Raw genomic sequence first — 22,643 nt, 5'->3', positions numbered from 1 at the left:
CAAGGATGGGTGACGTGGTAACCAGCGTGACGCCGTGGTGGAAGGCGCTGAAGATTCGCAAAGAGATCATCAGCGCTTCTGGCCAGATCGACGACGTGCAGATGTCGCTGTTCCAGGCCGTGTATGGCCTTGGGGCGGACAAGCCACCGTACGCCGACCCCGCCTACTACGGAGAGATCACTCACCCGACCGAACGGCTGGCTGACTTGCTAACCGAGATTGCTGTGCGGATCGGCGGTGGGCCGGACTACCTCAAAGCCCGGGCGGTTACGCGTCTCGACCAGGGCATGGGTGGAGGTAAGTCGCACGCCTGTATCGGCGCCTTTCATCTTGCAGCACACCCGCAGTCGCTGCTTGGCACAGAACTGGGTCACCGCGTTGCGGCTCAGGTGAAGGCTAAGGTAGGCCGCAGCCTGCCGGCTGACCTGAACCGGCCGCACGTCGTGGTGCTCCCGTGCGACAACATGACGCCGGGTGCGTCTGCCCAGGAGCTTGACGGTCCTGCGGTCAATCTCTACGAGCGCTTCCTGTGGCGGTTGTTTTCAAAGGACTACTCGCTATACGAGCGATACCAGCCTTACTGGAGCGACAAGAGCAAGATCGCCGAGGCGATCAAAGCCATTAATCGGCCGGCCCTCATTATCATCGATGAGGTCTTGGACTACATCGGTAACGGGCTTGATGGTGCGAAGAAGCCCGAATTAGTGGCGCAGGATGTCGCTTTCTTGCGGGCCCTGCTTGACGTCGTCAACGATGTTCCGCACGTAGCGATGCTTGTTGTTATGATCGCGTCTGACCGGGACAAGACGGCCTTGTCTGCCGCTGGCCAGGCTAGGCGCGACGATTTGAATAGCCTGCTCGAACGTAATGGCACCCCCGCTACGGTCACCGAGGTTGGCGACTTCGCAGACATCCTGCGCCGTCGCCTTTTCGACGCCGAGCCGGCCGCAGAGGTACTCGCCGCCACCGCCGCTCTATACCAGCCGGTGTTGCAGGACAAGTCCTGGACGAAAAATGTATGGGGTCCGATTGGCGCCGAGTGGCGTGGCCGCTGGGATGAGGAAGTGGCTGCCTGCTATCCGTTCCATCCGATGCTGATGGCGATCGCTAAGGAGGAGTGGAGCAAGGTCACCGGCTTCCAGCGTGTCCGCTCCACCATCAGGATCTTTGCTGCGACTGTCTACGCCCTTCAGCGGCGCGGTATAGGGGGCGAGTGGGTGCCATCGCTCATCGGCCCTGGAGATCTACCGCTAAGCGACTCCGCTGTGCGGGAGGCGCTGCTCGGCTCTGGGCTCGTCGAAGACGAGCGAACCATCTCCAACTATCGCAGCCTTGCTGAGATCGAAGTCGTAAACAACGACGCCACTGGCGGCACGGCCCGTCGCAAAGACATTGAGCGTCAAGCCTTGTTGTGGTCGGATGCCAATCCGCGGGCTGCCGAACGGGCTGCTACCTTCATTTTCCTTGCCAGCATCGTCAGGGCCCCGGCAAAGTCGTGAGGGGTGTCTGGGTTGAGGTGGTTGGCGTAGACGCGCCCTTGGTGTGGGCAGCAGGGCGGGCATGGCCGTTCCAGAAGATCATCGAGGTTCTCGAGGCCTGTTGATCTATTTGAAGTGAGCCATGCCCGCGCTGCCATCATCGCTGATCTCATCGTTGTCTGCCGCACCGCCCGGGACATCTGCCGTGGCCTCGGCTGCCGGCCTGCTCACGGCGTTGGGTTCCCTGCCCGATCCACGTGCCCGGCGTGGAGTCCGGCATGCTCTGGTAACCGTGGTCGCGGCGGCGGTCTGTGCGGTCGTCGCTGGTTACCGCTCGTATGCGGCGATCGGTGAGTGGGTCGCTGATCTACCCGCTGATACCGCGGCGGTGCTCGGGATCGACGCGGGCCGGCGGCCGTCAGAGGCCATGATCCGCAGGCTGTTGCAGGCCCTGGACCCCGATCGGCTGGCCGCGGTGATCGGTGCCTGGCTCGGCGCGCAGGTCCCCGCGCCGACGGCGGGAACACGCCGGGCGATCGCCGTGGATGGCAAGACGTTACGTGGCTCCCGCACCAGCGACACGGTCGCCCGGCACGTCCTCGCCGCCGCCGACCAGGCCACGGGTGTGGTGCTGGCCAGCACCGATGTCGACGGCAAGACGAACGAGATCACCCGGTTCCAGCCGCTGCTCGACCAGCTCAGCGACCTGCGCGACACAGTGGTGACCGCCGACGCGCTGCACTGCCAACGCGACCACGTCGCCTACCTCGCCGAACGCGGTGCCCACTGGATCCTCACCGTCAAAGGCAACCAGCCCAGCCTGCACGCCCAACTGGCCCGCTTGCCCTGGCGGGCCGTTCCCGACGCCGCCCGTGACAGCGACCGTGGTCACGGCCGCCGAGAGATCCGCACCCTGAAGATCCTCTCCATCTCCACCGGGATCGACTTCCCCAACGCCGCCCAAGCACTGCAGATCCGACGCCGCCGCCGGCGCCTCGACCAGCCGAAACGCTTCACCACCGAAACCGTCTACGCGATCACCGACCTGCTCGTTCACCAGGCCAAACCCGCCCAGCTCGCCACCTGGCTCCGCGGTCACTGGTCCATCGAGAACAAGGTCCACTGGGTCCGCGACGTCACCTACGACGAAGACCGATCCCAGATCCGCACCGGCACCGGACCCCAAGTCATGGCAGCCCTGCGCAACGCCGCCATCGGCGCACTACGCCTGACCGGCGTCACCAACATCGCCGCCGCCAACCGCCACCACGCCCGCGACAGCAACCGACCACTGGCCCTACTCGGCATCACCTGAGGACTTTGCCGGGGCCCTGCCAGCATCGTCGGCACCTTAAGGCCGGGACGTGGCCGTGGAGCAAGCGGTCCCGAAGTTAGGGCCGCCATCAGCGTGCCCAACATCTCCTATACCGTTACCGATGCGGACACGGTGGTGGAGGACCTCGTCAACCCGGGACGAGGCATGTCGGCAGTGGAGATCGTGAGCGGGCAGGGCCACAACAAGCCGGCTCGTTACTTCTTGTCGACCCGTCTTACTCATCGGATGCTCGTTAATAACATCCGACGTACCATTACCGATGGTGAGCGCGACAGGGTCATCGCCCAATTTGCCCAGCGGTTGGCAAACAGCGGGCCGTTCCGCGACCTGAAGTTCGTCGTGGCTGAGCCTCAGCGCAGCCCCACTGATGTCCTCGCCACGGCGGGGCTCGACACGGCATACGTAAGTAGGCTCGTCGTTCTCGATCCAGCACAGTACAGCTTGCGCAACGGGATGGAGCAGCCAACCATCGCGGCACTCACCGTCGCGATGGGCTTGGGTAAAGGCGCCCAGCAGCTACCAGTGCAGTGGGCTTCCAGTGCCGTCTACGCCGTGGTCAACACCCAGCGTCGGGGACTCGCTCGGACGTTGGCCGTCGAGTATTTGGCTCATCAGAAGGCTCTTGCCGCGCCTGAAGTTCAGAACGACGCCGACCTGAAGGCCGCTGGGACGAAGGAACTGGCCAGCGCTAAGGAGCAGGTCGAGAAGGCGCTTAAGCGCGCCTACCAGCACGTCGTGTACCTCGCACAGCCCGATCCCGAGGGCGAACGCTATCTCGACCAGCTAACTTTCGACGACGAGCACAGCACCGCACTTGACGGCACTATCGTTTGGAAAGCGCTAGCGGAACGCGACAAGGTGTTCGAGCAGGGTCAGTTTGGTCCTAGAGCACTACTGCACAACATGCGTGACACCGACTATGGCAGGGCGCTCTCGGACATCCGCGCTGCGTTTTACTCCGCGCCGCGGCTGCCGCTGCTCTATGGCGGGGATCGCGATCTGCAGCAGGCGATCTACGACGCGGTTGCAGCTGGGCTCGTCGATGTGGTCGACGGCGGCGGTGACCCTGTGGTAGTCACGGCACCCAATCAGGTCAACTTGAACAGCGCTGGCCTTCGGCTCGCCAAGCCGCAGCCGAAGACCTGCGACGCCTGTGGCGAGCCCCTACACGAGGGGCCGTGCGAGACCCCAACGGGCGGAAAGACGGGTACAGGTACTGGGGGTGGACCGGGCTCAACCGGCCCTGGGAAAGGCTCTAAGCCTTCGACCAACTGCGCTACCTGCGGCAAGCCAGTGCACAGCGGCGCCTGCGATGTTGTGTCGCCGGCAACCGAGCAGCAGGTCGCCTTCTCCTTCTCCCGCAGCCTGCTGTCAAATCCCGGCGACGCCGATAACTTCGCATCGCTGCTCAAGACCCTCTACATGGCCCTCGACGAACGCAAGATCAGCTACTTGCAGGGGACGCTGCAGCTTGTTCTTGACAAGGACGCGGCGGCCGACGTCCAGCAACGGCTCAACCAAATCGGGATTACAGGTACATTCAAGAACATTTGAGTGGACCGGGTCCTGCGGCCTGGGGGAACGGCTGGGGACGACAGTCTGATCATCGCTGTCTAGTCTCCGGCGTGCTCGGATGTCCTTATGCCCGACATGCCTCAAAAGTCGCCGCTGACCTATCGTCGACTTCATGGTTGGATGCCAATGTGGGATGGGCTAAGGAACGCGAGTATGAGCTGTTCACCCGTGGTTTCGGTGAGACCGGCGATCAGGCTGTCTGCCTGGAGTGCCTGACCGACGAGGGTCTCGTTGGGGAAGTCAGAGACATTCTTGACGAGCCTCAATGTTCGTTCTGTGGCGCCAAGGCAGGCGACGATGGCGCCCCGATCGCTGTCGACTTCGAACGCTTTATGTACGTCGTGATGGACGGCGTGAACTTCATTTACGGCCTCGCGAACGACGAAGGTGTTCCTTTCGATGAGGGCGATTGGGTGGGCGGTCCAGTCCTTGACTCCTACGATGTTGTTGAAGACATCTGCGGCTACGCGGCCAAGGAGAACGTCGTGGAGGCCATTCAGGAGGTCGTGGACCACAACGCCTGGACCTACCGCAACTACCAGTTGCTGCAGCCGGATCGTGCAATGCGGTTGGGGTGGGACGAGTTCTGCCAGAGGATCAAACATGAAACAAGGTTCCTTTTCATGGCGATCCCACAGTCTCCTTCTCTGATGCCGGACGAGTTCACATCGGTCGAATTTATGGCGAGGTTGATGGAGATCATCTCGACTAGCGGGGCGCTAGTAAAGGTGCCGGCTGGGCGCGTCTTCTGGCGTGGCCGCCTAGTGGGCGATTCTAAGTTGCCGCGGTATGGGGCGAAGGAGTTGGGCTCACCGCCGCCAGATAAAGCGTCCGCTAACCGGATGAGCCCTGCGGGAATCTCGATGTTTTACGGAAGCGACGACATCGAAACTGTCGTTGCGGAGATCGGAGCCCATGGTTCGAGGAGTCATGCGGCGGTAGGGTCATTCGAGACGACTAAGCCCCTTACTATGCTGAACCTTGCAGCTCTTCCGGCGGTACCGAGTATCTTCACCGAGAGTGGGCGCGAATCGTATTACGACCTGCGGTTCCTTCACGACTTCGGTGCCGATCTCCGGAAGCCTGTCGTACTCGACGGGCGTGAACACATTGATTATGTTCCTACGCAGGTTGTTACCGAGTATCTGCGCTGGATGTCGCCGGAGCAAGTCGATGGCATCTTGTCCTCAAGTTCACAGAACGAAGGAACGAACTGTGTCATCTTTTGCGGCCCGGAAGGTTGCGTCGACCCTGACGACGAGTTGGATGAGTCGTATTTGCGCTTCAATCCTGACTCGTTGCAGGTCGTGAAAGTCGTCGCATCGCCCATGAGGCTTGCACCCCGCCAGAGGGACTGACCGCCATGTGAGTTCCCCCCGCTTTGATGGAGCGGTGGTTACCTGCTGCCGGCTGGTGCAGGGGTGGCGATAGTTGGCTCGGCTGGGTCGTTCTGGCGGGTGTGCCAGGCGGTCTCGTACTCGTCGGGGCTGAGGTAGCCGAGTTCCTTCTGGACACGGCGGGTGTTGTACCAACCGTCGATGTAGGCGAAGATCGCGTTCTCGGCCTCGTCCCGGGTCCGCCAGGAGGTGCGGTAGACGAGTTCGATCTTCAGGGTTGACCAGAAGTTCTCCATGAGCGCGTTGTCGTACGAGTCGCCGACGGAGCCCATGGAGGGCAGGATCCCGTTGTCCTGTAAGCGTTCGGCGAACCGGAATGACGTGTAGTTCTTAGGTTCAAGGAGTCGTTGCAACACCGGCCTGTTGGATTGATCTTAGGTGTTCGTCCAGGGCCTCTGCTGGCGTTCTCCACTCCAGAGACTTGCGGGGCCGACTGTTGAGCACGGCGGCGATGGCCTCGAGGTCGGTGATGCTGTGTCGTGATAGGTCGGTGCCTTTAGGGAAGTACTGGCGCAGCAGTCCGTTGGTGTTCTCGTTGGTGCCGCGCTGCCAGGGACTGTGCGGGTCGCAGAAGTAGACCTCGAGACCGATGTCCAGACGCAGCTGGACATGTTGGGCCATCTCGGCTCCCTGGTCCCAGGTCAGCGAGCGGCGTAGCTGCTCGGGCAGGTTGGTGATCTGGTCGGCGATAGCGTCTCGGACCGCTTCGGCGCCGTGCCCGGCCAGCGGCGGGCCGTTCTTCACCACAGGCTGCTGACCGTAGCCATCCATGCGGGGCAGGTGCAGAAGCATCGTGAACCGGGTGCTGCGCTCGACCAGCGTGCCGATGGCCGAGCGTTCCAGGCCGATGATCAGGTCGCCCTCCCAATGGCCTGGCACGGCCCGGTCGGTGACCTCCGCCGGCCGTTGGCTGATCATGACCTCTGGGCTGAGGAAGTGCTTGCCCCGTCTACGGGTGCGCGCCTGCGGCACCCGTAACGCCCGGCCGGTGCGCAAGCACGCCGTCAGCTCACGGCGCAGCGCACCGCGGCTTTGAACGTAGAGCGACTGATAGATCGCCTCGTGCGAGATCCGCATCGACTCATCATCCGGGAAGTCCACCCGCAACCGCCGACTGATCTGTTCCGGGCTCCAGGCCGTGCCCCATCGCCGATCTGCGCGACGCCCGTGCCGGCGTCCCTTCCACGGCACGTTCGGGCCCGGGATCGGCCGACCATCAACGTCGGTGATCGTGCCGGCGAGCCGCTTCTGCACGTAGTCGCGCAGCAGCTGGTTCGCCGCCAGCTTCGCGGTTTTCGGGCGACGGCCACGACGCTCGGCATGCCACTGCGCGGCCACGGCACGGTAGTCCAGGCTGCCGCCACGAGTCACGGCGTTGCGGCGCAGCTCTCGCGAAATCGTCGACGCGTCACGGCCTACCGCTCGAGCGATCTCTCGCACGCCCTTGCCTTGTGCTTTGAGCAGCGCGACCTCTTCACGCTCGGCGAAGGACAGATACCGGCCCGACGGCGGAACCAGCGACAAAGGTGCCATACCGCCACCCTGACGAAACCAGCGCCCACCCACCGGCTGCGACACACCACACGCCGCCGCAGCTTCCTCGCTCGACAGACCTTCGGCGATCCGACGCCAGAACTGCCGCCGCACCTCCCGGTGCTCGTTCACACCCGGCCGGCCCGGCGATCGCATCGCTGGCCTGCCCGTCACCTCCGTCACCCAACCTGGTGGCCTACCCATGCACACACCCCTTGATTGAGGTGTTGCAACGACCACTGGAATCCGCCGTTCGACCCGCGGTCGCTGTGATGGATCAACTGGCCGTCACGCACGTCGCGGGACCAGATCCCGTACTCCAGCGCGGCGAGGATCAGGTCGGTGTCGCAGCGGTCGGAGGTTTTCCACCCGACGATCCGACGGGAGAAGGCCGCCTCTCGCCAACGCGTCATGCCCTTGGACAGCCGCAGGTCATGCGGGGATCGGCTAGACGAGTAGGGCCCGGGGTTGGGGTCTGGCCGCCGCGTCGTTGCTCAGCTGGCGAATGTTCGCCACGAACTTGGCTGCCGCCCGGCCTCTGGCCACAGGTCTGGTCAAGCCCATGCTGCCGTACTGCATCGCCTTGAACTCGTCGGCGACCTGCTGGGGGTCGTCGGGGTCCAGGGGCTCGTCGTGAAGCCGGCGCAGCTCGGACCGCAGCTCCTCGTCGGTGGCGCCCTCCACCGACTCCCGGTTGCGCACCAGCTCGACCGCCTGGCCCAGGCTGTCGTCGCCCACCTTCTCGTCGTTGAGGGTGGCGCGCATCATCGCCCGGAGCTTGAGCCTGATGGCCTCGGAATCGCTCATGTTCACGGCGAGGAGGCTAAACGGAGGCACCGACAATGCCGACGTGTCATCCGGTGCTTACGGTGGCGGACAGGATCGAGTCCGCCATGTCGCCCAGCTCCGTTGTGAGCTCTGCGAGCATCGGCGTTGTGGCGTCATTGATCCGCTGGTGTAGCACTCGCTGAGCCTCCTCGGCAGTCTTGCCCCGAGCCTGGGCCCACGTCTCAACGTCCACGGCCACGGTTAGCCGAATGCTCGCCGTACCGGCCAGCGGAGATGGAGGCACCTCGGTCCCTGGGATGTAGTCCGCGTATCGCCGCTGAGGCGGCTCCTCGCGCTTCCGCTTCCGTAGCCACATGGCCTGCCCCCTCCGTTGTTGATCGTCAATCATCGGCCGGGGCGAGCACGGCGTGCAACCGTCAAGAGGACACGCCCAACCGGGCGACCCCTCAGCCACGCCAGCGGAACTCGATTCCGGGTAGAAGCATGAGGTGGGGCCTGCCGCCTACTCGCCCGTCAGGCGCCGGCTCCGGCTCTTCGATCGCCCCTGCGCCGGGGCTTTCTCATGCTTCAGGTATCTCGTTATCCATCACGGTCACCCTGACGGGCTCAGGCAGCCGGTAGATGTGCGCCCACCACCTGGCGACACCGAGGGCGATCCGCTCGGCCAGCGCCTTGCTGTCAGCCGACACCTCGACGGTCATGCTGGTGAGATTGCCGTGCACGCCAGCGGAGATCAGTCGACCCTTCCGCTCGTCCGGCATGGGGCCGTCAGGCTCGTTGTACGGGCTGACGGGGGTGGCGTTGTACTTCACCATTACGATCCACGTCTCGCCCTCGTACATGACTTCGAGGTCGTGGCCGAACACCTGGCGCACCCTGCGCACGACGCCAGGAGCGAACGGGGCGGCGTCCTGGATGATCGGCCAGGCTTCCTTGGTGACGGGGTCCATGTCGGCGGGCTCCTCGCGGCTGAGCAGGTACTGAATCGCCAGCCAATCCTCGACCGTCAGGTTGAGTCGGCGTTCGCCTTCACTCACGGCATGATCCTCTCACGCGATCAACAGCATCTCGGCAGGTAGCACACCGGATGGTGACGCCACCCCGGTGCCCTTCTTGGGCATGTACCGGCGGGCGGTCGACTCGCTGACGCCGGCCTTGGCTGCCACCTGAGCCGGCTTGGCGTCAGGTCCCAGCCCGGCGGCGGCGGCCTCCACCTTGGCGGCGTTCGTCAGCACCTTCGGTCGTACGCGGCGGACGGGGTGACGGGTCGCGGCAGGCTTGACGTCAGCCTCGGGCATGACGGCAGGCTCCGAGTAGATCCACGGATCGAGCGGCGCCTCGACGTCAGTCGGCGGCAGCTCGGCGGGCGGCTCCTTGGCGGGCTCGGCCACGGGTGCTGGCAGTCCCGACAGCACCAGCTTCGACAGCCCGATGAAGGCGAGCGCCGGCACCGCCGAGAGCAGCCAGCCGGACGGGCCTACCTTGCCGACAGCGACACCGAGCTGTGCCGCCAGGGAGAGGCCGGCGGCAGACAGGAGCAGGAACATCGGGTACCCGGTCGGACTGCCGGTGCGACGACGCTGACGTATGGCCAGCAGGTCGGCCACCGGAATCAGTTCCGAGATCACCGCGTTCGCCCAGCCGAACCAGTCAGGCGTGCCCTCTGGGCTGTTGTCCATCGTCCAGTCGTGGACATGGGTGAAGCTGGCAGCCCCAGCGGCGAGACCGACAGTTGTCAGGATCAGGACCAGGACCAACTGCTCGATCCGCTCGGCCTTCATGCGGCACCTCCAAGGCGCTCGGCCCAGCAGGGGCCGCAGTTGTGGGCAGGGGATCCGCGGTGCCTGGAGCAATGACCGGCGCGGGGGTCGGTCGGTAGCGCAGCGCCGCCCCGAAGGGAGCGGGCGCGCGGGGATGGTTCTTGATGGTTCAAGGACGGTTCGGTGGAAGTCTGCTTCCGGCCGCTGCGGAAGTCTGCTTCCGGCCGCTTGGGAGCCCGCTTCCGGTCGGTCGGCACCGGGGGGAAGCGGGCTTCCGGCCGGTTATCCACAGGCTCGGGGACTTCGGTCGGTCGGCCGGACTGCGGCTCGGCGAACGAATCGAGCGAGTCGGGAACCGTCCGCCGACGCTCCATCGCCAGATCCCAGACGACGGGGCGACGGTCGGTCGGTAGGTGGGAGACGTGGCGCTGATCGCCCCTGCGAATGATGCCGAGGCGTTCCAGCGTCGCAAGGTCGCTACGGATCGAGCGGGTCGACTTGCGGGCGTAGTGGGCGAGCCTCTCCTGAGACGGGTAGGCGGCTCTGCCGTTGGCGTGTGCGTGGTTGGCGAGACCGATGAGCACAGCCAGGCAGGACGGGGGCACGTCGGGCGCATCGTTGAGCGCCCATGACACGGCTTCTACACTCATGGGGTGGCGGACCTCCAGCGTCCGTCAGGGCCCCGGAGGTGTTCCCGCACCTACCGGGGAGGCTCTGCAACTCACCCCTCTACCGGACGTTCTCCGGTTCCAACGTGGCCATCGTGGTGGGCGCGGTGCTGCTGCTGGCCCGCTGGGCGCGGGCCGGCCCGTGGCTCGCCGCAGGCCTCTGCGGGGCGGCGCTGGTGGGCTTCGTCATCCTGGTCCGCCCCTCGCCGAGCGTCGTGCGGGCCGCCACCATGGGGGCGATCGGGCTCGCCGCGCTCGCCGCCGGCCGCCCCCGGGCGGCGCTGCCCGCGCTGGCCGCCGCCGTCACCGTGCTGGGTCTGGCCGATCCGGAGCTGGCCGGCGATGCCGGGTTCGCGCTCTCCGTGCTGGCCACCGGTGGTCTGCTGCTGCTCGCGCCCCGCTGGCGGGACGGGCTGCGCCGGCGGGGCGTCCCGGCCGGGCTGGCCGAGGCGCTGGCCGTGCCGGCGGCCGCGCAACTGGCCTGCGGGCCGGTCGTCGCCGGCCTCTCCAGCACGGTCAGCCTGGTGGCGGTACCGGCCAACCTCCTGGCGGTGCCGGCCATCGCGCCAGCGACCGTGCTGGGCGTGGTGGCGGCCACGCTGTCGCCGCTCTGGCCGGCCGGTGCGGAGTTCGTCGCGTGGCTGGCGAGCTGGCCGGCCTGGTGGCTGGTGGTCATTGCCCGCCAGGGCCCCCGACTGCCGGCCGGCACGCTGCCGTGGCCGGGCGGGGTGTGGGGCGCCCTGCTGCTGGCCGGGCTGACCGTGGCGCTGCTGGTCGCCGTACGCCGGCCGCTGGTGCGCCGGCTGGTCGCGGTGGTCGCCGTCGCCGCGCTGCTGGGCTCCCTTCCGGTCCGGCTCGTGGCCGCCGGCTGGCCGCCGTCCGGCTGGGTGGTGGTGGTCTGCGCGGTGGGTCAGGGCGACGCCGTGGTGCTGCCGGTCGCCCCGGGCCGGGCGGTGGTGGTCGACGCCGGGCCGGAACCGGCGGCGGTGGACGGCTGCCTGCGCCGGCTCGGCGTCCGGGAGGTGCCGCTGCTGGTGGTCAGCCACTTCCACGCCGACCACGTGGGCGGAGTGGCCGGGGTGTTCCGGGGGCGTCGGGTGGGTGCCGTGCTGACCCCGCCATCGACGGATCCGCAGGGCGGCCGGGAGATGGTCCAGGTGGCGGCGACCGCCGGGCGGGCCGCGCTGCTGACCACCGCCGCCGGTGCTCGCCACCCGGTCGGCCGGGTCGACCTGCTCGTGCTCGGCCCGCCGTACCCGCTGGCCGGGACCAGGTCCGACCCCAACAACAACTCACTCGTGCTGCTCGCCACGGTGGTCGGGGTGCGGATCCTGCTGCCCGGCGACGCGGAGACCGAGGAGCAGCACGCGGTGCTGGCGCGGGCGGCGCCCGGGCAACTGCGCGCGGACGTGTTGAAGGTCGCCCACCACGGCTCGGCGTACCAGGACCAGGGTTTCCTCGACGCGGTCCGGCCGGCCGTCGCGCTGGTGCCGGTGGGCACCGGCTACGGGCACCCGAATCCGGGGCTGCTCGCCCGGCTGAGCAGGGGCGGTGCCCGGGTGCTGCGGACCGACACCGACGGCGATCTGGCGGCGATCCGGACTGGGGCGGGCCTGGCGGTGGTGCGCCGGGGCGTGCCGCCGGGCCGACGACCCTGAACCGGGCGGGGAAGGATGCTGGCCTGACTTCCGGCGGAAATTGCGCGACCAACGCGGTAAATGCTGGGGGTATTAGGAACTTCAAGGGGGATCAGGGTGAATGTCGGGATTTGCACTGACTGCGGGCTGTGCCGACCGAGCGGCGAATGACCAGGCACGATCCCGCCGTGGGCCGTGCGAATATGGGCGGCGTGACCCCCGCCAGCCTCGCCCCCATTCTGCTCGTCCTCGGTGATGAGGAGTTGCTCGCCACGCGAGCGGTGACCGAAGCTGTCGCGAAGGTACGCAGCGTCGACCCTGAGGTGGACGTCCGCGAGTACCAGGCCAGTGCGCTCACCGTCGGCGAGATCGCCGAGATGCTCAGCCCGTCGCTGTTCGGCGGGCGGCGGCTGCTCGTCCTGCGCTCCGGCCAGGACGCCCGCAAGGACCTGGTCACCGCGCTGCTGGCGTACGCGAAGAACCCCGACCCGGAGGTCCAGCTGCTCGTGCTGCACCTGGGCGGTGCCAAGGGCAAGGCGTTCGCGGACGGGCTGCGGGCGGCGGGCGCGACGGTGATCCCGGCGGCGAAGCTCAAGGGGCACCGCGACCGGGTGACCTTCGTCCGCGACGAGATCCGCCGGGCCGGCGGCAGGTGCACCGACGACGCCGCCGAGGCGCTGATCGCGGCGGTCGGCAACGACCTGCGCGAGCTGGCCGCCGCCTGCTCCCAACTGATCGCCGACACCGACGGCCGGATCGGCGCCGACACGGTCGCCCGCTACTACCGGGGCCGGGTCGAGGTGAGCGGCTTCACGGTGGCGGACGCCACCATGGTCGGGGACGTGCCGGCCGCGCTGGAGGCGCTGCGTTGGGCCCTGCACGTCGGGGTCGACCCGGTGCCCATCGCCGACGCCCTGGCCGACGGGGTCCGCACGGTGGCCCGGGTGGCGTCGGCCGGGCGGGGCAACCCGTACCAGCTCGTCAGCAGCCTCGGCATGCCGGCCTGGAAGATCGAGCGGGCGCAGCGGCAGGGGCGCGGCTGGACGCCCGAGGGGCTGGTCCGGGCCATGCAGGTCGCCGCCGAGTGCAACGCGGCCGTCAAGGGCGGCTCGGACGACCGGGCGTACGCCCTGGAACGCGCTGTCTTCTCGGTCGCGGCGGCCCGGCAGGGCAGCATCCGGTGACGGGGCCGAACCGTACGGCGTGGGCCACCATCCCCGCCGATGAGGAGCGTTATCGGCCGCTCTACGCCCGGCTCCTCGGCCTGCGGTTCGTCAACCCCGGTGGGGTGCTCTGCTTCCTCTTCTTCGAGGGCACGGTCGCGCTGGCCGTGCTGCTCGCGCTCGCCGAGCTGGTCACCTGGTGGGCCGTGCTGGTGCTGCCCGCCGTGGTGGCGGTGATGGTGAAGCTCAACGACATGGTGGCCGCGATCGTGGTGCGTTCCGCGGCGCTCGTGCCGGAGCAGGAACGGGACCGCTTCCGCCGGCAGATGGAGCCGGTGGTCGGCCGGGCCCGGGTGGAGTGGATCTCGCACAGCGTCCCCGGCGTGGTGATCAACGCCGATCCGGTGCCACCCAACCGCCGCACCGACCCGTCAGACTGAGCGGGGGTGGGGGGCGGAGACGTACCCGCGGGTGGACACACGGAAGCCCCGGGCCGGGGCCCGGGGCTTTCCGAATCAGTCTGACGGTGAGTCGTCAGGCGGAGAGCGACACCACGCGCTTGGCGATCGCGGACTTGCGGTTCGCGGCCTGGTTGGAGTGGATCACGCCCTTGCTGACGGCCTTGTCCAGCTTGCGCGAGGCCTCCTGCATCAGCGCGGTGGCCTTCTCGACGTCACCGGCCTCAGCAGCCTCGTTGAACTTCCGGACGGCGGTCTTCAGCGACGACTTGACCGACTTGTTGCGCAGCCGGGCCTTCTCGTTCTGCCGGTTGCGCTTGATCTGGGACTTGATGTTCGCCACGCGACAGCCTCGTCTTGATAGCTCGGGTTGGTCAGCTTAGGTGCGCGGGATGACGAACATGCGTCATCGCTGCGCGAAGAGCCAGGTTACCAGGTCGCCCGGGACGAGCCAAAACGGCTCCGTGCTCGCGCGGCCGAACGCGCCGCTGATCCGGCCCGTCGGGGCCCAGGTTACGCCCCCGCCGGTCATCGCCAGCCCTGGCGGTGGGCGAGCCAGTCGAGCGCCTGCTCGCCACTCCACCGCTGGTGCGCGGGCAGGTGCGGCGAGGCCGTCACCGGGGCCGCGGCGGCGCCGGTGAGGAAGTAGCCGGCCAGCGCGGCCAGGGTGGCGTCCAGCGCGTCCGGGGGCGCGCCCGCGGTCACCGGGTGGGCGGCGAAGAGCCGGTCCGCGTCCAGGCCGCTGGCGTACGTGGTGAGCAGCAGGCCGGCCAGGTCGAACCAGGCCGGCCCGTGACAGGCCCAGGTCCAGTCGCAGAACCAGGCCCGGCCGTCGGCGTCGATGAGGACGTTGTCCACCCGCAGGTCACCGTGGGTCAGGCCGGTCGCCGCGGCGGCGTACCGGGGGAGGCGGGACTCCAGCGCCACCAGCTCGGGCAGCCGGCCCCGCACGGGCTCGGGCAGCGCCGGAGGTGGCTCGCGGCCGGCGGCGACCTCCTCCCACCAGAGGATGTCCGACCGGGCCAGGTCGGCCAGGTGCGGCAGGCCGAGCGCGGTCAGCCCGGCCGGCGGGTCGGCCAGCGCGGCGGCGATCTCGGCGTATCCGGCGAGCGTGGCGTCCAGCTCGGCCGGCGCCCAGGGCAGGCGCGGGGTGTGGCCGTCGACGGCGTCGGTGCAGAGCACGAACCAGCCGGCCTCGTACAGGGTCCACCGGGGGCGGGGCGCCGGCAGGCCGGCCGGCAGCCGGTCGAGGATCGCGGCCTCCCGGGCGTACGAGTCGACCAGGCGCGGTTGCTCGACGGCGGACGCGGCCTTGACGAAGGCCCGGCCGCCGTCGGCGGTGCCGAGCACGGCGGCGAAGCCCCGGGTGAAGCCCGCGCCGGCCACCCGGGCGGTGACCACCGGCGCGCCGAGCCGGTCGGCGATCGCGGCCCGCAGCGCCGCCGGCAGCGCCGGCCACGACGGGCGCAGCGCGCTCGCGTGGTACGGCACCGGAGGCAGCGGCGTCGGGGACACCCCACCATGCTGCCCCGGGGTACGTGCACAGCGCGCGGCGACACTGCCAGACTGCCAAGCCATGAGGACCGAGGACTTCTGGCAGCTGATCGACGAGGCCCGGGCCGGCGGCGGGGGAGAGCCCGGCCCGGTGGCCGCGCGGGCCGTGGCGCTGCTCGCCCAGCGTGACCCGGAAGACATCGTCGGGTACGCCCGGCACCAGACGCGGGTGCTGGCCGCGTCGCACAAGGCGGATCTGTGGGGGGCGGCGTACCTGATCAACGGCGGCGCGTCGGCGGACGGCTTCGAGCACTTCCGGGGCTGGCTGATGACCCAGGGTCGGGCGGTCTTCGCCCGCGCGGTCGCCGACCCGGACTCGCTGGCCGAGCTGCCCCAGGTGCGGGCCGCCTCGCTCAGTGGGGAGGAGTTCTCCGCCGAGCAGATGCTGGCGGTGCCCTGGGACGCGTACCGCAAGGCCACCGCGTCGGAACTGCCGGCGGACCGGGAGCCGGTGCGCGTGCCGGACCTCAACGACTTCTGGGACTTCGACGACGAGGGGGAGGCCCGCCGGCGGCTGCCGAGGCTGGCCGCGCTCTTCGTGGAGCCGCCGGTGGAGTGACGCGCCCCGGCGCTCCGCCGGCCGATCCATCGCCCGCGCAGTGGGGGCACCCCGGTGGCGTGGGAACATAGAAGGGGTCGGCGTCGCGCCGGCCCGCTCACGTCAGCCGATCAGAACGGACCGCTGTGCCACCGACGCCCGATTCCGCCCGGAACGCTCCCGGTGCCACCGACCCGGCAGTCATCCGGAACTTCGGCATCATCGCCCACATCGACCACGGGAAGTCGACCCTGGCCGACCGGATGCTGCAGCTCACCGGCGTGGTCGACCCCCGGCAGATGCGCGCCCAGTACCTGGACCGGATGGACATCGAGCGCGAGCGCGGTATCACCATCAAGAGCCAGGCCGTCCGGATGCCGTGGACCATCCGCGAGGGTGAGCGGACCGGTGAGCACGCGGTGCTCAACATGATCGACACCCCGGGGCACGTCGACTTCACCTACGAGGTGTCCCGGTCGCTGGCCGCCTGCGAGGGGGCCGTGCTGCTGGTCGACGCTGCGCAGGGCATCGAGGCGCAGACCCTGGCGAACCTGTACCTGGCGCTCGAGAACGACCTGCGCATCATCCCGGTGCTCAACAAGATCGACCTGCCGGCCGCCCAGCCGGAGAAGTACGCCGAGGAGTTGGCCCACCTGATCGGCGGCGACCCCGCCGACTGCATCCGGGTCTCCGGCAAGACCGGCGAGGGCGTGCCGCACCTGCTCGACGAGATCGTCCGGCAGTTCATCCCGCCGACCGGCGACGCCGAGGCGCCCGCCCGGGCGATGATCTTCGACTCGGTGTACGACGTCTACCGCGGCGTGGTCACCTACGTCCGGGTCATCGACGGCCGGATCAGCGCCCGGGACCGGATCAAGATGATGTCCACCGGGGCGGTGCACGAGTTGCTGGAGATCGGTGTCATCTCGCCGGAGATGGTGAAGGCCGAGGCGCTCGGCGTCGGCGAGGTGGGCTACCTCATCACCGGCGTGAAGGACGTCCGGCAGTCCCGGGTCGGTGACACGGTCACCATCAACAGCCGGCCGGCGGCCGAGGCGTTGGGTGGCTACAAGGACCCGAAGCCGATGGTCTACTCCGGCCTCTACCCGATCGACGGGTCCGACTACCCCAACCTCCGTGAGGCACTGGACAAGCTCAAGCTCAACGACGCCGCGCTGGACTACGAGCCGGAGACCTCCGGCGCGCTCGGCTTCGGCTTCCGCTGCGGCTTCCTCGGCCTGCTCCACCTGGAGATCATCCGGGAGCGGCTGGAGCGCGAGTACAACCTCGACCTGATTTCCACCGCGCCGAACGTGGTCTACCGGGCGATCACGGACGACGGCGAGGAGATCGTCGTCACCAACCCCAGCGAGTACCCGACCGGCAAGATCGCCGAGGTGTACGAGCCGGTGGTCCGGGCGACCGTGCTGACGCCCAACGACTACGTGGGCGCGGTGATGGAGCTCTGCCAGGGTCGGCGGGGCAGCCTGCTCGGCATGGACTACCTCTCCGCCGACCGGGTGGAGCTGCGCTACACGCTGCCCCTCGCAGAGATCATCTACGACTTCTTCGACCAGTTGAAGAGCCGGACCAAGGGCTACGCCTCGCTGGACTACGAGCCCACCGACGAGCAGGCGTCCGACTTGGTGAAGGTGGACATCCTGCTGCACGGCGAGCCGGTGGACGCGTTCAGCGCCATCGTGCACAAGGACAAGGCGTACAACTACGGCGTCACCATCGCCGCCAAGCTGCGCACCCTGATCCCGCGCCAGCAGTTCGAGGTGCCGATCCAGGCGGCGATCGGCAGCCGGGTCATCGCCCGGGAGACCATCCGGGCGATCCGCAAGGACGTGCTCGCCAAGTGCTACGGCGGTGACATCAGCCGTAAGCGCAAGCTGCTGGAGAAGCAGAAGGAAGGCAAGAAGCGGATGAAGATGGTCGGCCGGGTCGAGGTGCCGCAGGAGGCCTTCATCGCCGCCCTCTCCTCCGACTCCGGCGACGGGAAGCCCGCCGGCAAGAAGTGACACCGCCGCCGGTGCGCCGGCGTTGACTGACGAACACGGCCGGTGCCCCGGCCGGGCCGGTCGCGAAGACCGGTCGCCCGACGGGGTGCCGGCCGTCGCCGTAGCCCGGCGGCAGTCCCCGTGTCGCGGACCCTGACCCGCCCCTCGCCGTGTCCCCGGCCGTGCGACCGGCGCTCGCCGGGTCCCCGGCCGGGCGACGTGCCGACCCGGCCGGAGCGGTGGTGGGCAGCGGCGCGCCTGGCGGCGGGTGAAGAAATTTTTCGGGCCGTACCGGTGGCGGGTGGCCCGACGACAGTGCCTGCGACCTGTGTGGACGCGCCCCCCACGTCAATCGACGCAGCCGGGTTGCATCGACATCCACCGTTTGCCTCGTGGGTGAGTCGGTTTGGATTTTCGGTGCGTCGGGAACTTAGCGGTCACGACAGGAAACACACACCGTGTGTCAGACATTCTTTGAAGGAGGGCGACCGTGGAGCTCACCGTGTGGGGCATCATCACTGCGCTTGTTGTTGGTCTCATCGTCGGCGCGCTGGGCCGCCTGGTCGTCCCGGGCCGGCAGAACATGCCGATGTGGCTGCACATGCTGATCGGTGTCGGCGCGGCGCTGCTGGGCACCGTGCTGGCGCGAGCGATCGGCATCGCGACCGAGACCAACGGGATCGACTGGGGCGAACTGCTGGTGCAGGTCGTCGTGGCCGCGATCGCGGTCGCGCTGGTGGCCGGCGTGGGTCGCCGCCGCAGCGTCACCCGGTAACACCCAGCACCACCGCACAACGCGACACGTTCGAAGGGCGCCCGACCGACACGGTCGGGCGCCCTTCCGCGTACCCCGGAAGAGCGTCGCGCCCCTCGACCATTTCAAGATCCGCGCGGATCGTGCGGGGGCCACGCGGAGAGCCCGCGGCTGGGAGAGCGGGTCGCGGTGGAAAGCGGGTCGTCTGTGCCCGAGGGTGATCGTCTGGTGGGCAAAGTCGGTTTGGATTTTCGGTGGGTCGGGAACTTAACGGTCACGACAGGAAACACACACCGTGTGTCAGACATTCTTTCGAAGGAGGGCGACCGTGGAGCTCACCGTGTGGGGCATCATCACTGCGATCGTTGTCGGTCTCATCGTCGGGGCACTGGGCCGCCTGGTCGTCCCGGGCCGGCAGAACATGCCGATGTGGCTGCACATGCTGATCGGTGTCGGCGCGGCCCTGTTGGGCACCGTGCTGGCGCGGGCGATCGGCATCGCGACCGAGACCAGCGGCATCGACTGGGGCGAGCTGCTGGTGCAGGTCGTGCTGGCGGCCATCGCGGTCGCGCTGGTGGCCGGCGTGGGTCGCCGCCGCAGCGTCACCCGATAACAGCCCGGCATCACCTGGCACCACCGCCACCGCAGGAAAGAGCGCCCGGCCCTCGGCCGGGCGCTCTTTCCTGCGGGAGTGCCCGACTTCGGCCCGATGTCACAGCGCCTTTCGCCGGCCCCCTGCGGTACGGTCGCCACGCTTCCGCCGGCACGCCCACTGTCGTAAAGGAATTCTTCGTACTAGGGTGCGGCTGAGAAGGTTAGTTCCAGGCGGTGTGAGGGGAGAAGTGGCGTGAACAGGTGGAAGCGGCTGGCCCCGGTCACCGCCGTGGTGGCCTCGGCCGCGATGGTGCTGACCGGCTGCGGAGGCTCCGGCGACGAAGCGGCCGACGACAGCAAGCTCACGGTCTGGATGATGGGCGAGGGTGGGGACGCGCAGAACACCTTCCTCGACGGGGTGGAGACCGAGTTCCGGCAGAAGCACCCCGACACCGACGTGGTGGTGCAGTACATCCCATGGCTCGAGGCGCCCAAGAAGTTCCAGGCCGCGCTCGCCGGCGGTGAGGGGCCGGACATCACCGAGCTGGGCAACACCGAGACCCAGGGCTGGGCGGCCCAGGAGGCGCTCGCCGACGTGAGCGGCCGGATGGGCGGCTGGGCCGACGGCAAGGACCTGCTGCCCGACCTGGTCCGCAACGCGCAGCTCGACGGCAAGCAGTACGGCGTGCCCTGGTACGCCGGCGTGCGCGCGATCTACTACCGCACCGACTGGTTCGCCGAGGCGGGCGTACAGCCGCCGAAGACCTGGGACGAGCTGGTCAGCGTGGCCAAGACGGTGCAGGCGAAGAAGCCGGGCACCTACGGCATCGCGCTGCCGGGCAACTCCGAGCTGCCCTTCTACTCCTTCCTCTGGGGGGCCGGCGGCGAGATCGCCAGCAACCAGGGCGGCACCTGGAAGTCCGGCTACACCACGCCGGAGGCGCAGCGGGCCGTCAAGTTCTGGACCGACATGGTGACCGTCCACAAGGTGGCCCCGCCGGCCGCCGCGGGCTGGAACGAGATCGACGCCCGTACCCAGTTCGCCACCGGCAAGGCCGCGATGGCCTTCGCCGGCAGCTGGCAGCAGGGCGCCATCAAGAAGGACAACCCCGAGATCGAGAAGGTCTGGGGTACGTTCCCGATCCCCGGCCCGGACGGCAAGGCCGCGCCCGGTTTCGCCGGCGGCTCGGACGTGGCGATCTGGAAGGACAGCGAGCGCCAGGACCTGGCCTGGGACTACCTGACCGTGCTGCTGAACAAGAAGAACTCGCAGAGCTTCGCGAGCAGCCTCGGGTTCTTCCCGGTCTACCAGGATCTGGTCGCCAGCGACAAGTACACCAACGACAAGGTGATGGCGGCGTTCGCCACCACCATGCAGAACACCAAGCTCACGCCGCTCACCCCGAAGTGGGTGGAGGTCAGCCGGACCAAGACGGTGACCCAGGCGATGAACAGCTCGGTCATGAAGGGTCAGAAGACGGTCGAGAAGGCCACCGCCGACGCGGCCGCTGAGATGGAAAGCATCCTCAACGCCAAGTGACCACGCTGACCGAGGTGCCGGAGGCGGCCGCCGCGCGGGAGACCCCCGCGCGGCGGCGCCGCCGGGTCGACCGCCTGCCGTACCTGCTGCTACTGCCCGCACTGGCGATCATCGGGGTGCTGCTGCTCTGGCCTCTCGGCCAGGTGGTGGTGATGTCCTTCTACCGGTTGAACAGCGTCCGACAACTGCGCGGCGACCGGGAGTGGCCGTGGGTGGGGCTGGGCAACTACGCCGACATCCTCTCCGACCCGTTCTTCCTGACCGTGCTGCGCAACACGGTCCTGTTCGCCGCGGCCAACGTGCTGCTCACGATGGTCCTCGGCACCCTGGTCGGGCTGCTGCTCAACCGGCTCGGCCGCAAGATGGCCACCTTCGTGGCCAGCTGCGTGATGCTCGCCTGGGCCACCCCGGCGCTGACCGGCACGATCGTCTGGAAGTGGATCTTCGACGACACCAGCGGTCTGGTCACCTGGCTGTTCAACGCGTTGCCGGACGGCCTCTCCAACGCCCTGTTCGGCCACAGTGACTGGACCGGCTACGGCTGGTTCAACTCGCCACTGCTCTTCTTCGCCATCCTCACCCTGGTGGTGGTCTGGCACTCGTTCCCGTTCATCGCGGTCAGCGTGCTCGCCGGCCTGAAGAGCGTGCCGAGCGAGCTGCACGAGGCTGCCCGGGTGGACGGCGCCGGGCCGTGGCGGGCGTTCTGGAAGATCACCTTCCCGCTGCTGCGCCCGGTCTTCGGCATCCTGATCGTGCTCTCCACCATCTGGGACTTCAAGGTCTTCACCCAGCAGTTCGTGCTCGCCGGCGGCACCCAGGACCGGCCGACGTTCATGCTCTCCATCTACTCCTACGCGGAGGCGTTCTCGCCGCCGCCGAAGTACGGCCTCGGTGCGGCCATCGCGGTGATCCTCACTCTGATCCTGCTCGTGGTCACCGGCTTCTACGTACGGATGGTGCTCAGGCAGGAGGACGAGTCGTGAAGAAGATCGCCCTCAACGGCGCCGGGCTGCTGGTCGCGCTCTTCGCGGCGTTCCCCGTGTACTGGATGATCTCCACCTCGCTGAAGCCGAGCAAGGAGATCTTCTCGTCCACCCCGCAGCCGGTGCCGACCCACCCGACGCTGGCGCACTACCGGGAGATCCTGACCGGCAACCTGATCCCCGGCGTGAGCTTCGCCGACTTCTTCCTCAACAGCGCGCTGGTTGCGGTCGCGACGGTGGTGCTCAGCGGTCTGGTGGCGCTGCTCGCCGCGACCGCGGTGGCCCGGTTCCGGTTCCGGCTGCGGACCAGCTTCCTGATCATGCTGCTGATCGTGCAGATGATCCCGCTGGAGGCGCTGGTCATCCCGCTGTTCCTGATGATCCAGCGGCTCGGGCTCTACAACACCCTGCCCAGCCTGATCCTCACGTACCTCGGCTTCTCGCTGCCGTTCGCGGTCTGGATGCTGCGCGGCTTCGTCGCCGCGGTGCCCAAGGAACTGGAGGAGGCGGCGGCGATCGACGGAGCCAGCCGGGCCCAGATCTTCCGCCGGATCCTGTTTCCGCTGGTCGCACCCGGTCTGGTGGCCACCAGCATCTTCTCCTTCATCACCGCCTGGAACGAGCTGATCTTCGCGTTGACGTTCATCAACGACCAGGGTCGGTACACCCTGCCGGTGGCCATGACCTTCTTCTTCGGCCGGGACGACACCAACTGGGGCCCGGTGATGGCCGCCTCCACCCTGTTCACCCTGCCGGTCATCATCTTCTTCCTGCTGGTGCAGCGGCGGATGGTCTCCGGCCTGGTCGCCGGCGCCGTCAAGGGCTGAACACCGCACCCGGTACGGATAGAGGATCTTGGCAGCGCCCCCACCCCGTCGACCCC

At 68.3% G+C, this 22,643-nt stretch carries 22 protein-coding genes and 1 pseudogene; 14 read left to right on the top strand and 9 right to left on the bottom strand.

What is annotated here, in order from left to right; translation table 11 throughout:
* The first annotated feature begins 14 nt into the window (after positions 1-14).
* The 4 genes from BUS84_RS16705 (at position 15) to BUS84_RS16690 (ending at position 5,747) form a co-directional block, all read left to right on the top strand.
* Positions 15-1,499 (top strand): DUF499 domain-containing protein, encoded by a 1,485-nt coding sequence (locus tag BUS84_RS16705; RefSeq protein ID WP_208869683.1) that lies wholly within the window; start codon positions 15-17, stop codon positions 1,497-1,499.
* A gap of 121 nt (positions 1,500-1,620) precedes the next feature.
* Positions 1,621-2,793, top strand: coding sequence for an ISAs1 family transposase (locus BUS84_RS16700; protein ID WP_280175136.1), 1,173 nt, complete (start codon positions 1,621-1,623; stop codon positions 2,791-2,793).
* A gap of 93 nt (positions 2,794-2,886) precedes the next feature.
* Positions 2,887-4,368, top strand: a complete 1,482-nt coding sequence (locus BUS84_RS16695; RefSeq protein WP_074313671.1) for a hypothetical protein — start codon at positions 2,887-2,889, stop codon at positions 4,366-4,368.
* Positions 4,369-4,505: 137 nt separating this feature from the next.
* Entirely contained in the window at positions 4,506-5,747 is a 1,242-nt protein-coding gene (locus tag BUS84_RS16690) for a HEPN-associated N-terminal domain-containing protein (protein ID WP_143728440.1), read from the top strand.
* 38 nt (positions 5,748-5,785) lie between these two features.
* Here the strand turns inward: BUS84_RS16690 and BUS84_RS16685 are convergent, their stop codons facing one another.
* The 7 genes from BUS84_RS16685 to BUS84_RS41265 all read right to left on the bottom strand — a co-directional run bounded on the left by BUS84_RS16685 (position 5,786) and on the right by BUS84_RS41265 (position 10,518).
* Positions 5,786-6,142 carry an IS3 family transposase gene (locus BUS84_RS16685; protein WP_280175135.1) on the bottom strand — a complete coding sequence of 119 codons (357 nt, stop codon included), beginning with the start codon at positions 6,140-6,142 and terminating at the stop codon, positions 5,786-5,788.
* Positions 6,123-7,523, bottom strand: coding sequence for an IS30 family transposase (locus tag BUS84_RS16680; protein WP_074308642.1), 1,401 nt, complete (start codon positions 7,521-7,523; stop codon positions 6,123-6,125). Before BUS84_RS16680 ends, BUS84_RS16685 begins: the two co-directional genes overlap by 20 nt.
* Positions 7,499-7,732 (bottom strand): hypothetical protein, encoded by a 234-nt coding sequence (locus BUS84_RS16675; RefSeq protein ID WP_074313667.1) that lies wholly within the window; start codon positions 7,730-7,732, stop codon positions 7,499-7,501. The genes BUS84_RS16680 and BUS84_RS16675 overlap by 25 nt, the downstream gene beginning before the upstream one ends.
* 34 nt (positions 7,733-7,766) lie before the next feature.
* Positions 7,767-8,132, bottom strand: coding sequence for a hypothetical protein (locus BUS84_RS16670; protein ID WP_074313665.1), 366 nt, complete (start codon positions 8,130-8,132; stop codon positions 7,767-7,769).
* A 536-nt stretch (positions 8,133-8,668) separates the two neighbouring features.
* On the bottom strand, positions 8,669-9,145 hold the full coding sequence (locus BUS84_RS16660) for a hypothetical protein (RefSeq protein WP_074313661.1): 477 nt from the start codon (positions 9,143-9,145) through the stop codon (positions 8,669-8,671).
* Between the two features lie 12 nt (positions 9,146-9,157).
* Complete coding sequence (locus tag BUS84_RS40005) at positions 9,158-9,889, bottom strand: DUF2637 domain-containing protein (RefSeq protein WP_244298609.1); 732 nt, start codon at positions 9,887-9,889, stop codon at positions 9,158-9,160.
* The gene (locus BUS84_RS41265; RefSeq protein WP_084757500.1) at positions 9,886-10,518 is read right to left on the bottom strand and encodes a helix-turn-helix domain-containing protein; all 633 of its coding nucleotides are present in this window, start codon (positions 10,516-10,518) and stop codon (positions 9,886-9,888) included. The genes BUS84_RS40005 and BUS84_RS41265 overlap by 4 nt, the downstream gene beginning before the upstream one ends.
* A gap of 92 nt (positions 10,519-10,610) precedes the next feature.
* Between BUS84_RS41265 and BUS84_RS16645 the strand changes: the two are divergent.
* The 3 genes and pseudogenes from BUS84_RS16645 to BUS84_RS16635 form a co-directional block, all read left to right on the top strand.
* Positions 10,611-12,194, top strand: a pseudogene (locus BUS84_RS16645) (ComEC/Rec2 family competence protein); the annotation flags it as partial.
* Positions 12,195-12,376: 182 nt separating this feature from the next.
* The gene (holA, locus tag BUS84_RS16640) at positions 12,377-13,357 is read left to right on the top strand and encodes a DNA polymerase III subunit delta (protein ID WP_074313657.1); all 981 of its coding nucleotides are present in this window, start codon (positions 12,377-12,379) and stop codon (positions 13,355-13,357) included.
* On the top strand, positions 13,354-13,776 hold the full coding sequence (locus BUS84_RS16635; RefSeq protein WP_074313655.1) for a hypothetical protein: 423 nt from the start codon (positions 13,354-13,356) through the stop codon (positions 13,774-13,776). Before holA ends, BUS84_RS16635 begins: the two co-directional genes overlap by 4 nt.
* A 94-nt stretch (positions 13,777-13,870) precedes the next feature.
* Here the strand turns inward: BUS84_RS16635 and rpsT are convergent, their stop codons facing one another.
* Positions 13,871-14,137 (bottom strand): 30S ribosomal protein S20, encoded by a 267-nt coding sequence (gene rpsT, locus BUS84_RS16630; RefSeq protein WP_074313654.1) that lies wholly within the window; start codon positions 14,135-14,137, stop codon positions 13,871-13,873.
* Between the two features lie 185 nt (positions 14,138-14,322).
* Positions 14,323-15,372, bottom strand: a complete 1,050-nt coding sequence (locus BUS84_RS16625; RefSeq protein WP_143728438.1) for an aminoglycoside phosphotransferase family protein — start codon at positions 15,370-15,372, stop codon at positions 14,323-14,325.
* Here BUS84_RS16625 and BUS84_RS16620 point away from each other — a divergent pair.
* The 7 genes from BUS84_RS16620 to BUS84_RS16590 all read left to right on the top strand — a co-directional run bounded on the left by BUS84_RS16620 (position 15,371) and on the right by BUS84_RS16590 (position 22,587).
* Complete coding sequence (locus BUS84_RS16620) at positions 15,371-15,907, top strand: DUF4240 domain-containing protein (protein WP_074313652.1); 537 nt, start codon at positions 15,371-15,373, stop codon at positions 15,905-15,907. The two genes, BUS84_RS16625 and BUS84_RS16620, sit on opposite strands and share 2 nt — an antisense overlap.
* A gap of 125 nt (positions 15,908-16,032) precedes the next feature.
* On the top strand, positions 16,033-17,910 hold the full coding sequence (gene lepA, locus BUS84_RS16615) for a translation elongation factor 4 (protein ID WP_074313650.1): 1,878 nt from the start codon (positions 16,033-16,035) through the stop codon (positions 17,908-17,910).
* A 469-nt stretch (positions 17,911-18,379) separates the two neighbouring features.
* Entirely contained in the window at positions 18,380-18,664 is a 285-nt protein-coding gene (locus tag BUS84_RS16610) for a GlsB/YeaQ/YmgE family stress response membrane protein (RefSeq protein ID WP_074313648.1), read from the top strand.
* A 307-nt stretch (positions 18,665-18,971) separates the two neighbouring features.
* Complete coding sequence (locus BUS84_RS16605; RefSeq protein WP_074313646.1) at positions 18,972-19,256, top strand: GlsB/YeaQ/YmgE family stress response membrane protein; 285 nt, start codon at positions 18,972-18,974, stop codon at positions 19,254-19,256.
* Positions 19,257-19,490: 234 nt separating this feature from the next.
* Positions 19,491-20,777, top strand: coding sequence for a sugar ABC transporter substrate-binding protein (locus BUS84_RS16600; RefSeq protein ID WP_074313645.1), 1,287 nt, complete (start codon positions 19,491-19,493; stop codon positions 20,775-20,777).
* On the top strand, positions 20,774-21,760 hold the full coding sequence (locus tag BUS84_RS16595) for a carbohydrate ABC transporter permease (RefSeq protein WP_074313643.1): 987 nt from the start codon (positions 20,774-20,776) through the stop codon (positions 21,758-21,760). The genes BUS84_RS16600 and BUS84_RS16595 overlap by 4 nt, the downstream gene beginning before the upstream one ends.
* A complete protein-coding gene (locus tag BUS84_RS16590; RefSeq protein ID WP_074313641.1) occupies positions 21,757-22,587 on the top strand; it encodes a carbohydrate ABC transporter permease in 831 nt (276 codons plus the stop codon). The genes BUS84_RS16595 and BUS84_RS16590 overlap by 4 nt, the downstream gene beginning before the upstream one ends.
* Positions 22,588-22,643: the final 56 nt, after the last annotated feature.

This window comes from Micromonospora cremea, from assembly GCF_900143515.1.
GTDB lineage: Bacteria > Actinomycetota > Actinomycetes > Mycobacteriales > Micromonosporaceae > Micromonospora > Micromonospora cremea.
Note: the sequence above shows the minus strand (reverse complement) of the source record. Positions and strands in the feature narration are given on the sequence as shown.